Origin of the sequence: Vibrio sp. ER1A, assembly GCF_000733315.1 — a bacterium.
In the GTDB taxonomy this organism is placed as follows: Bacteria; Pseudomonadota; Gammaproteobacteria; order Enterobacterales; family Vibrionaceae; genus Vibrio; species Vibrio mediterranei.
Map to the genome: position 1 here is coordinate 1 of NZ_JPJA01000008.1, position 11,347 is coordinate 11,347.

At 44.8% G+C, this 11,347-nt stretch carries 10 protein-coding genes; 9 read left to right on the plus strand and 1 reads right to left on the minus strand.

The features are described 5' to 3' along the window. From HW45_RS02420 to HW45_RS02455, 9 genes are all read left to right on the plus strand, one after another. Window positions 1-546 (plus strand): helix-turn-helix domain-containing protein (locus HW45_RS02420; RefSeq protein WP_038224425.1); only part of this gene is annotated, 546 nt, incomplete at its 5' end. Between the two features lie 435 nt (window positions 547-981). Beyond that, a complete protein-coding gene (locus HW45_RS29830; protein ID WP_051867672.1) occupies window positions 982-1,209 on the plus strand; it encodes a hypothetical protein in 228 nt (75 codons plus the stop codon). Further along, on the plus strand, window positions 1,172-1,273 hold the full coding sequence (locus tag HW45_RS29835) for a JAB domain-containing protein (RefSeq protein WP_235225341.1): 102 nt from the start codon (window positions 1,172-1,174) through the stop codon (window positions 1,271-1,273). Before HW45_RS29830 ends, HW45_RS29835 begins: the two co-directional genes overlap by 38 nt. A gap of 350 nt (window positions 1,274-1,623) precedes the next feature. Then, complete coding sequence (locus HW45_RS02430) at window positions 1,624-2,244, plus strand: TfoX/Sxy family protein (protein ID WP_038224427.1); 621 nt, start codon at window positions 1,624-1,626, stop codon at window positions 2,242-2,244. 81 nt (window positions 2,245-2,325) lie between these two features. After that, the gene (locus HW45_RS02435; protein ID WP_152559596.1) at window positions 2,326-2,553 is read left to right on the plus strand and encodes a hypothetical protein; all 228 of its coding nucleotides are present in this window, start codon (window positions 2,326-2,328) and stop codon (window positions 2,551-2,553) included. Window positions 2,554-3,549: 996 nt separating this feature from the next. Continuing rightward, entirely contained in the window at window positions 3,550-4,059 is a 510-nt protein-coding gene (locus HW45_RS28185) for a hypothetical protein (protein WP_051867674.1), read from the plus strand. A 49-nt stretch (window positions 4,060-4,108) separates the two neighbouring features. Then, on the plus strand, window positions 4,109-4,495 hold the full coding sequence (locus HW45_RS02445; protein ID WP_038224430.1) for a DUF7659 family protein: 387 nt from the start codon (window positions 4,109-4,111) through the stop codon (window positions 4,493-4,495). 84 nt (window positions 4,496-4,579) lie between these two features. After that, entirely contained in the window at window positions 4,580-4,909 is a 330-nt protein-coding gene (locus HW45_RS02450; RefSeq protein WP_038224432.1) for a hypothetical protein, read from the plus strand. 930 nt (window positions 4,910-5,839) lie between these two features. After that, complete coding sequence (locus HW45_RS02455; protein WP_038224436.1) at window positions 5,840-6,199, plus strand: hypothetical protein; 360 nt, start codon at window positions 5,840-5,842, stop codon at window positions 6,197-6,199. A gap of 19 nt (window positions 6,200-6,218) precedes the next feature. Here HW45_RS02455 and traI read toward each other — a convergent pair. Next, the coding region (traI, locus tag HW45_RS02460) for a conjugative transfer relaxase/helicase TraI (RefSeq protein WP_038224438.1) at window positions 6,219-11,347 on the minus strand (5,129 nt) is incomplete at its 5' end.

Consider the following 11,347-nt stretch of genomic DNA (forward strand, 5'->3'; position numbering starts at 1 on the left):
TGCTCGGATCTGAAGCGTTTTGTGCCAGGTGAATCAGATAGAGAAACGGGCTGGTTTATTAGTGAAAATACCGCACAAAGTGTGCGTCAGCTGATCGAACGCTTGCATGTTGAGTCACATATCGACAGTGAAGAGTCACGCATGATTACTCAGTTCATTTTTCAGCAGATTATTGTTGAGCTGTGGCGGGGTAAAATGAAAGACGCTGATCTGCTTAATAGTAACGATAAAGTCATTTACGCTTTGTCTCATATCCAGCAGTACTATGCTAGCGTTAATGAAATTGATGATGTTGCTGAGGCGGTCAAACTGTCTTCGCGTCAGTTGACAAACAGTATGAAGAAATTAACGGGCATGAATTTTAATCAATATCTGCACTACATACGCACCAGCAAAGCGTTTTCCGACATTCTTTATACTGATCAATCTATTACAGATATCGCATTCAGGGTTGGTTATCAGGACAGTAATTACTTCTCCACTAAGTTTAAACAAGTATTCAACCAGACACCGAGAGAGGTTCGAATGAGACATTTTGTTAAATAATCTCTGCATAATTCTAATGTAAGCGCTTTCGGAACGGGTAAGGTTATATTTAAGCGTAAGCTGATAACAATAAAATAATGCAAATAGGTTGGATGGTTAGAAAGCTCGTAACTTGTCTTTGTCCAGAAATGTCTTAGTACTATCTCTGCTAACTGTGTGATCACCAAGCGATTCTGTCGTACCCTGACTCGATGTTTAACTCCCGTAAATCACTTCTTCTTGCTCATAACGGCGTCTAGTCCGGTACCGTCTGGAAGATGACTAAGCTTGTATGCTGCTTTTCGTGTTCTTTCGTGAATCGCACCTTCCTTTAAGCCGTCTACTCTCAGAACCTAGTGAGCAAGGGTATATAAACGCTTCTTGCCCTTGCTAACCAGAACCATGACAGTAGGCCGGACAGTCAGGCGACAACGAAATGGACACTAGGAGTAAGCCATGACTGTATCACTGGTTAACTACACAGACACCTCAATTTTCACTGCCGATGAACAAGAAATACTGGCACACGCTGCTGACATCCTTAAATCAAAACTGATTATCAGCGAACAACCTGCACTGACTGCAGCGAACTTGGTTAAAGCGTTTTGTCAGACTTCGCTCTTCTGCAGAACTGCTCACTTGCACCATCGATGCGGCTTCCGTTTATTCTCGCGAAGTGGTTAAGAAAGCACTGGCTGAGAACGCCGCCGCGGTTCTTCTTCTCAATAACTCCTCGTTAATACTCTGAAAGGAAATTACAGTTTTTTGCCAAATATTAAGAGCTTGTGACGCATTTCCATTTCACTTCGATCCTGCCCTTAAATCTCCAAAATGATCTCTTTTCTCTTCTAGTGCACTATAACTAAATCTATTTGTATCGACGAGTTTACGTTGGCTCGAATGGAAGTGGCTCTGTTGACCGATGTGGTGGTGATGTCGTTGAAAGTGGTGATTTAATTCCCTTTGGTTATGTCGCTGATAGTGTGTTGGTTTATGTCCTCATGACACTTTTCATACATTATGTAGATTGACCTCTGAGCGTATTGGTCTCTATGCTTTCACTTTTTCGAGCAGTATCAGAAAAAAGGCAGAGTATTTATGGATGGCATGGCCGTGATTCAACGTCTCCAACTTTCAGGCACAATAACAACCCATCCTATGTTCTCTGGCGTGGGCTATTTTATTGATGGGGCGATGTTTGGGATTGATTTTGAAGGTTTGTTCTATGTAAAAGCCAATGGCCTATTGAAACAACAATGCAAACAGGCAGGGTGGCGTCCTTACATCTACCGAAAAAATCAGACTATCGTGACCCATTACTATGCGTTACCTGATGACTATATCAACAACTCAGAGCGTTTAGTTTCATTGATAGACCGTGTGGTGGAGGCCGCCAAACATGATTTCCAATCGCGGTTAGAGCTGAAGCTACGACCGACCAAACTAAGAGATCTCCCCAATATGCGTTTATCGACGGAAATATTATTAAAACAGATAGGGATAGCGACGGTGGATGAATTAAGAGAAATCGGCACTGCTCAAGCTTATGTGTGGATACGTGACCGCTTGAAACTGGATGTCTCAGAACGTCTGCTCTTTCGTTTAGAGGGGGCGTTAATCCAACGGCATTGGATGTGTTTAGGTAAGGCGAAGCAACAGACGCTAAGAGAACGGGTCTTGATGTTATCTCTGCCCAAACAGAGTAAAAACCAACGATGAGTGTTATCTATTTAGAGTCCGGGGGCAGAGTGGTTTCGGTTTACCGATACGCCAGCCAGTCGAGGGTATCTGCCTCTGCCTGTGGGAAGAAGAAATAAATCGGTGTTGTTGGGGTACCCGAATCAATGCATCGATGAGCGTGAGTTCCAGCGCCTTCATCATATGGACAAGCACGCGCCTGACGAAGTACGGCAAACCAGTGTTATTCCTTTGCTATCAGAAATCGAAGCCTGGCTGCAGGAGTTTGATGCCATTGGTGGAAGAATGTTGTCTTTAAAAAAGATGAAGACGGATGGGGCGAAAGGTTGATCGGTGGTGATTGACATTTAGGTGTCTGAGTGGGGGAGGTCAGTGTCTTGAGAGCAGGGGAGTGAGCGATCTAAACCTAATGCCAACCGCCCAAGAGGAGCGAGGCATTCCTTTGGGCAGGGACGTTTTTCTTCGGATTCTATTTGAGAAGATGGTAGGCAACTCAAATCAATATCGACCAGACGGTATTCATACAGGGCGTTGGGATTCATCATAAATTTGTGAAACCGTGTCGCCGTGTCAAACGATATCGTGCGGATTGGAGATCGCTTTCAACTGATGTTAAAGCATGCAGGGCTTTTAATGACAAGTATTGGTCGTGATGGTCGATATAAGCTTTAGCAACCTTGCCCAAGTCACTATTCTGTCGCGAAAGCCTTCGCTCCCATTGTAAGTATTTCTTTTTCAACACAGTTAATGTACCCATTCTTGCGTTGTTGAATATTGTTGGTCTAATGCGATATGTAAGCTGATTTTATCAGCATCTGTGAGCGTATTGTCAGGGATACCATATCGTTTTCGGAAAGTAGAGAGATACTCCTCTAGTGAGCGTTTAGGTTGGGGATGCGCGGTGTAGTCAGCGATTAATAGGTAAAGAAATGTCAGACCGCTTGATTGATGCCTGTCATCACATTGTCTTCAGTACGTTGAGCCTCGGGTGGTGGGGTTGATGATTGTTGAATAAAGGCGTGGAGGTCCACCAATTTCTGTTTCAATCGTTCGTTAAGTTGGGTTCAAATTAGTGTGTAGCCTGCCTCTATAAGCGGTGTGTTTTATAGAATTCAGGTGGTAATCAAAGCTCAAGATGGTTTAATTATTTTGTGTCAGGTCGGATATCTGTATCTGTCAATCAGTCTGAAAAGCTTGGGCGTTACCCTTCGGGCAGGGCTTTACGCGATAAGCAGCAAGTGACCAAAATCCAAGATTTTGACTTGCGCAGCTTCCTGTTGCAATACTGAACGCCTTCGTTCCGTTATCACTTCACTGCGCATCGTCGTGACCTCCTCTTTGCCATTTCACTACCTTCAATTAAGTTCGAGTAAGGGCCGGTTTTGTCGTGTCGATGTTCTTCTACTCGCATCATTTTATGGGCTCGCAAGCTCACCAAAAAATGATATCTCCTTAGTTCTGCGCTCAGAACGTGACTATGAGCAAGCCAAAGCGGAGCTGGCGTTTCTAGAGGAAAACTTAAGTGAGCTAAGCGCAAGTGACATCGATGCGTTTTATCAGCGTGTTGCCGAGTTAAGCCACGCTATCGAAATATGGGAAAGTATCCAAACCGAGCCAGGATTTACCATTGCTAAAGACAGCAATATCACCCCTCAAGAGCTCGCCCAATCTGGTTTTGTGATGAAGGATTTTAAATTCTATCCATCCGATTTTTCAGAAGTGAAAAAGCGTGTTGAGTTTCATTTAAAAAACGGAACGCTTAATGACTCCTTTGTTATTTTGGATGTATCTGCATCCAATGAGCGTGTTTATTCTTTCGACCGCTGCCCGTTTTAACGGGTGGCTTTTCTTTTATTCATTAACCACATAATAAGGAAGCGAAAATATGAAATACTTATCTGATTACACCAAGGATAAACAAACCGAATTATATGATAAAACGGGGGCATTTTTTGCTTTTTCTAAAGAGCAATTCGAAGACGGTAAAAAAGAAGGCATAGAGTATTGCCATCTTTTTGCTGGTTTAATTTGTCCACGTGATACCGCACAAGAGGTAATGGCTGGATTAGACAAAATACAAAAAGAGGGGATTGCTCAAGATATCGCGGAAAATGGCAAAGCTGCCATTATTCGCAGAGAGCTATTTAACCATGAATGTTTTTATACCGGTGATGTTACTGATTGTGTCGAAAAGCTCGACGGTTACGAGATTTCACAAGAGGAAATAGTAGCTGTGTATCTGCATATATGTAAAACCGAAGACGTCGATTGAGCGACAAAGAAAAGCGCCTTGATATTCGCTTGGAACAAATATCAAGGCATGTTCACAATTAAATATATTCGAGGAATATTCACTATGAACGAAATTGATACTATACCAAATTACAGCGAGTCGCAAACTTATGTTTGCACCGCTGTACCCTTTGAACTAGGTCAAACAGTAATGACTCAAGGCGTTGCTAATTTATTGGAAACTAATATTGGTGCAAACCTGCATATTTATTTAATGCGTCATCAGAACGGCGATTGGGGCGATATGCCAATCGAAGACAAAATCACGAATGACGAGTCAACAAAATCAGACGGCCGCATTATGTCGAGTTATAAATTTTGTGGTGAAAAAATCTGGATAATCACCGAGTGGAATAGAAGTGTAATCACCGTCTTACTTCCTAGTGAATATTGATGATATGAATTGATGTGATAAAATGGAGTCCTAACAAGGACTCCATTTTCTATGCCTATGAAAAATCCACGTTGCTTTGTTGTTTACTCCCCCAGTGTTAGTATGGATTTTTATTTTATGAGGTAAGAGCTTGTGTTAGTGTGTCGCCTCATTTATTTCGCTCTATCGTTAGAGTTGAGAGTAGTCTCAACTCTAACGTCTATAATGAAAATCGCGATCAATACGGAAAGCTAAATTTGCCAGTTATAATTGGAATAGTGTTGGTGCGTATACTGTGGGCTTCTCTAAGCGCACCGAAAACGCCAGAAAAATATATACCCAAAAAATACAAAACATGTATTTTTCACAACATTTTAAATATACCGTCATGCACCAATATGGTGCAAATGGTTTTGTCCGCGACCCTCCCCATCTCTTCTTGCTCACCTCTAGAACTGCCCGATTCAAGCGCCAACGGTTAGGCTTTTCGTTCTGTTTGAGCTGATCTTGTCTCTTTGGAAAGATAAGCCATCGGACGCACGACAGAGGCAAAGTGGTACTTTGGATTTTCCCCACACACCACGGCGCATTTTTCAAATGCGAATGGTTGTCTGTTGAAAAACATAAATCTATTAAAAACAACAAGATAAAACAGAACAAGGTGCCCTAAAGACACTCAAAAAAATTTTCAAAATCTCAACTAATTAGCCGAAAAAATCCGATGCACATTTACATCATAAGTGAATCAATTGTACTTAACACCTTTTGCAGTAAGGGCTAAGCAAGGTGTTACAGTGAAAGTGATGTAATCATGATTCATATGTAATTAAGGTACTGTTTGTAAATGAAATTATCGGCATTTTTGTTATCGGAGTGATTTACATGTGATGCATTTGTAATGTATATTTGAGGTTCTTTTTTATGGTTGGTTTAAGAGGGAGTGGTGGGATCATGGCGAAAGCTTTTTCTGTACAAAGCTACATTCGAGGTAAATTAGAGCAGGACTTCAAGACGTTCAGAGACAGAGAAAAATTGGGGGATGCTGAAGCGGTTCGACAGCTTTTGACGTTGGCACTGCGGATCAAGTTGAACGACAAAGAAGATGATCGTCCCTCCAACCGAGAGTTGATGGAAGAAACGTTTCGCAGAGTCAGGCAGCTTCAAGGTGTGCTGAATTTAAATTTAGCTCACAGTTTCGACGGCGAGAATTATTATAAAAACAAAGCCGAATCGATAGAGCAGAGAAAATCGAACACAGCCTTGGTCGATAAAAGCGTGGATGCTTATCTGGCAGGCGAAAAAAAAGGGTAGCCCGCAGGCTACCCTCCTTTTATCGTTCTAGTTCTCTATCAATTTCTTTGTCTTCAATATGGTTCTGTCTTTCCTTATTATTAAAGTCCATCACTTTAAAGTCCATCACTCGTTGTGGTGAGTGGCCTTTGTTTTCAAAATACTCTAGAGATTGACTGTCTCTCTCTTTTCTCTCGTCAAAGTTAAGTGAGCCAATATCATGATTTTGGTGCATGTTCACGCGATCATCTAATTCAAAGTGGTGCACACTATTACCTTTCTCTAGTTTTTCAATGTAAGACGCAATGTCTTGTTTGAGATGGTCATCGGATATAAATTGAACGTCCCGGCCATTGAAGTTTTCCATGATTTTCTCAACATTGTTCGGATTTAAATCCTGATTACCTTGGCTTATTACAATAACGATGTTCTGCCTCAGTTCATCCGTGGAAAGATTTTGAATGTCATTCTTGTGATTGACGTTAATAATATCAATCTGTCCTTGGGTTTGGTCTCGAATTAAAAATGAGTTTTCAATCGAAGTACTGATAATGGTGGTGTTTAGATCCTCTCCTTGGTGGAAGCTCGTAAATTGTTTAGATTTTGTCCCCAGCGTTCTTGGGTTAATGTCTAGGGTGTTATCCTTATTTCCTTCTCCATCCAAATAAGTAACTTCAATCGCTTTGGTTTCTCCTTGTTTGTTATGGATATTCGTTAACATGGCCGGGTGAAAGGATTTGTCTTCGGATGAATACACCGCAGGGTGGTATTTAACGTTGTCGTTTTCGATATTGCTCACACCAAGGCGGTTTAAATATCGTTGCGCTAATGTGCCATCAATAGGCAGACTTTGCTCTACGTATTCTTTGGCTCTTTCTTCAAACTGAGCAATATGCCTTGGGGTGGTGGCGAGGAGTTTGTCGTGCTTGCTGTTTTCCTCCAACTGATATTTGTCAGGCTCATTGAGCATGTTATGCGCTTCATTCATGGCGTCTTTGTAACTTATTTCCTTATGGCTCATCATTAGGTTAATCAGTGAGCCTTTTTCTCCGGTGGTGTAGTCTTTAAAATAACCCCGATACTCTCCGGTCAAGGTCACTTTAATAGCAGATTGACCTATGCCAAAGGTTAAGTAATCACGGTCAGACTTGGATTGATTGGGCTGACCTAATAACGCCACGGCAAGACTTTCGGTGTATTTGGGGAGTTGTGTATTGATGTGCTCCTTAAATTTATGGTAATCGAAGTCACCACTTTTATTTTGGAAACGGACATCCTCATGGAGTAGGGCGTTACGGTTAAAGTAGGTGGTGTCTTTCGGTGGAATGTGGTCGAGGGTTTCTATCGCACTGGCTTTATGGCTCTCTTTCGATAACCAGCTTCTGACTAATTGCTGGGTGTTATCGGTATAGAGTCGGATGTGCTGACTAGCACGAGTCACATCGATACCTGCACGTCTTAGGTTAGTCAGTCCCCCTTTGCTTTGAATTGTGGTGATAACATGAGGATAGGTGCTCCCTTGCGCCATGTCAGCGGTTCGACTGTACGCATAATCCCAATGCCCGTCCTTCAGCTCGTTAGGTCGAATGGTCAGGGTTTGTCCTGCGTCGGTTTTTGCGATGATGCCATCGTGACTGGCTTGTGTGACGCGATATTCCACATTGGCTTTGATGCCGCGCTCTTTATCGGTAAAGCGAGTCATAATCTTATCACCAGTAGAAAGCGGCTTTTCGGATTTGGACAACAACGTGGTGAACTTATGGTCTTTGTTGCGTGGCAGAAACGCCTTTTCAACGCCAGTGTTGGTGTCTTTTACCATCACCACCCCATGCTCTGAATCTACGTGGGTAATTTCACCGTACTCACCAGGGCGAGTACTCAGTACCAACCCTTTTTGATAAGGCATCATGGTGGAAAGCTCTTCGACGCTGTGACCGGTTGAGCGCAGTCTTGTGGTCATGATGTTTTCTGCTCCAATGTTTTGGCTTTTCATTAATCCGACTCGGATGTATTCCGTGATGGCGTCACGCTCCTTGTTGGTATAGGCGATGATAAGCGTATTCTCGCGCGTCTCTGGCGTACGCTCTAGATAGTCTTTCGCGACCACAAAGGGCAGTTTCTCTGTGGCTTCGAGCTGCGCCTTGCGTCGGTCTTTCTGGTTCACATCCAGTGTGGAGATGACGTGTTGGTGATGGCCTTGGGTGTCAGGAGCTTGCTGCTTAAGTTTATCTAATGCACTTTCTGGCTGCTTATCAATGGTGTTTTGCGCCGCATTAAGCAAGAGGTCGTTTTGCTGACGAATGATGTCGGTCATGTAAGCGGTATCGATGCGACCTTGACTGATGGCAAGCTCAAAAGGTTTACCGGCGCTTTGGGACAATAACTGCTCTTTATCTCCCAGTTTGGCGGTTTTGGACTGACTGTCATTGATGAATTGAGTGAACTCATCGGCTTGCTTGTTACTGACCATGGAGCTTTCATCAAGGAAGAACAAGGTGTGTTGATAATCACTTGGGGCGCGGTTACCTTGACGAATGTCAGAGAGCAGGCTTTCCAGTGTTTGTGCTTTCACCCCTTTGCTTTCAAGCTCTGCCACGGCTGCGTGAGTAGGCGCAAGCCCAATGACGTTTTGCTCAGGCAGATGGCTGGCTTCTCTTACTAACTGGATAAGCTCAATATTGGACTCCAGCATCGTGGACTTACCTGTGCCGGCTAACCCTTGTACGGCTACAAAGGCGTCTTTGGTGGTCGAGATAAGCGTAATGGCGTCTTTTTGTCCTTGGGTTAAGCGAGGCTTGGTATCGAGAAAGGCCTGTACCTGCTTAGGGGTAGCAAAGGGCTGATGTTGGTCTTTGCCATCAGTGATGGTTTGTAAGATGCGTTTTTCTGTATCGAGCGCGGCTTGTGTGGTCCAGCGTGTGCCGTCGCTGTACTCGGCAGAGAGGGTGTCACTGCGTTTGGCCAGTTCCGTTTCAATTTGCGTTTTAGTGATGGCGCCGCCTGCTTCCTCAAAAGCGTAGCGCACCGCTTCGACCACTAACGCTTTTTGGCTAAATGCCGCTTCTCGCTCTGATAAGTGGTTAAGGGCAAAGCTGACCGCTTTCTCGATGAGCGGGGTGTGCTGCTCTTGGGCGAGGGTGGTCAGGGCCAGTTTGATGTCAGAGCGCAGCGTCAGTGCCGTGGCTTCTGACAGGTATCGGTCGGTGGTGGTGTGAGTGTGGGTGACGCGTTCAATGGCAGAGGGTTTGACGTCACTTTTTTCCAATGCTCGCTGCGCTTTATCTGGGTGGTCAGTAAACACATCGATGCGCTCAGTCTTTTCCGTTACATCATGAAAGAGGGCTTTAGAGAGCGTAAAGGCTTTACCAGAGACGAGGGTGCGCTGCGCCTCTCGCAGTTGATTGGCGCTTTGCACGTAGTCGTATTGCAGTGGGGCGTCTTTGAAGGCATCAAGCGGTAGGGTCTGTTGTTCACCTTGGCTATCTTTCAAAGTTATTCCATGTTTGCCGATATCTGTGACCGTGTATCGGCTGTTGGCGTCCAGTCTGGCTGGGAAGTGCTTGCCTGTCGTGATAAGTCGCTCTCCCTGAACAATGGTCAGGGCTTCAGGTTTAAACACCTGCATGTTCAGCGCTTTAAAGTCTTGGCTGGAGGGGTTAAAGGTCATGGTGCTGCCATCTGTTTTACTGAGTACGTGAATGAGGTTATCTTGACGGTCGGTGCTGGCCACCACAACGTCGTGTGGCTTGCCGTCTTTCCAATGTCGTAGTGTCATGCCGGCCTTGCAGTGCTGTGCGAGCGATTGTTGAGGTTTTGAGAGGTAATGGGGCTGCTGAGTGAAGAGCGTGACGCCTGTTCGAGCGAGCTGCCCAGCATTTTGCATCGAGGCGCGGATAGCGTCGGTTAACCGGCGCTGCTCCACACCAGAGGTGGCAATCACTTGCGTGTTGTCTTTATCGGTTAAGTAGGTATAAGCTTTTGCCAGAGCTTGTGTGTCTTGCGCGTGCAATGACACCTGCGTGTCTTTCGTGGTCTGGTTGACCCATGAATGGGACAGCACATTGCCTTTACGATACAGTTCAATGGCGTTATTGGCTTTAAAGCCTTGACGACTCGATACGCGGTTTAGCATCACCACTTTACTGTTCGATTGCTGAGCTTTTTCGGTTAAAGCGATGAGTTCATCCGCGCTCAGGGTTTGGGCATCATCGATAAGCAGGATGTCTTTGTTGGTCAACGGCGTGTCTCCTTGCAGTAAACCAAAACGGGTATGGCGCTGCTCTGGGGTAAAGTGGTGTTTTACCCAGGTCGCAAACGTACGGCTTTCACGCTGTACTTGCTGGTCATGGCGCTGCTTGTCTTTAGTGTGTTGTGAGACAAGATGAACCCGTTTGCCAGCATGGTTTCCCACATTGAGCAAGCTCTGTGCGATGGACGCATTGCTGCCATGCACGTTAACCACATGAAATTGTTTAGTGGACTGATAGATGTCCGCCACCTTTTGCTGTTGGTCTTGATGGATATCAAGAGTATTGAGAGTACGGCGACTCACAGGCGTGCGCATATGATGTACTCGTCCTTGGGTCACTGTCATTAGGTGCTGCTCGGTATCGAGCATGGCGTGGGTGGTGTATTGCCCTTTTTCCGCCAGAGGGACGAGCGCGCCCTCTTTTATCCATTGGTCTGCGACCACTTTTAAGTCAATGACGTTGGCTTGTTCGCCCCCTTTGGTAAAGTCAGAGGCCGCCAGTTCAATGATTTTTTCCAGCTTTAATGCCGTGTTGTATTGTCCAAGGTGCTCGACAGCGCGATGAAACGCCTCTTTTGCCACCCGTTCAGGGTTGTGCTCGTGCTTGGTGACGTTTAACGCATTTTGAACCAATTCTTCAGGCTTAAACCCATTGTCTTTGACGGTTTGTTGCCAGCGAGCATTTAGGACGGAATCACTTTCGTAAGTTTTGGATTTGCGTGTGTCGAGGTTCGCTACGTCTTTTGCTGTACGAGAATCAAAGCCTAAGTCTAAGGTTTGTTGTTCGATTTGCTGCGTTCGAGTAGAGAAGGTGTCGATGAGTACTTGAGGTACACCCTCTATATCAAATTGCCCGTTGCCGAGGGGGCGCGTTGCATAACCTAGATTTTGAGCTTCTATAGCCAATTGGCTTTGGTATA

What these genes read in the sequence shown, in the direction of transcription:
- HW45_RS02445 (WP_038224430.1), top strand. Translation starts at nt 4,109, where the DNA reads ATGAAATACTTATCTGATTACACCAAGGATAAACAAACCGAATTATAT.
- HW45_RS02450 (WP_038224432.1), top strand. Translation starts at nt 4,580, where the DNA reads ATGAACGAAATTGATACTATACCAAATTACAGCGAGTCGCAAACTTAT.
- HW45_RS02455 (WP_038224436.1), top strand. Translation starts at nt 5,840, where the DNA reads ATGGCGAAAGCTTTTTCTGTACAAAGCTACATTCGAGGTAAATTAGAG.
- HW45_RS02430 (WP_038224427.1), top strand. Translation starts at nt 1,624, where the DNA reads ATGGATGGCATGGCCGTGATTCAACGTCTCCAACTTTCAGGCACAATA.
- HW45_RS29830 (WP_051867672.1), top strand. Translation starts at nt 982, where the DNA reads ATGACTGTATCACTGGTTAACTACACAGACACCTCAATTTTCACTGCC.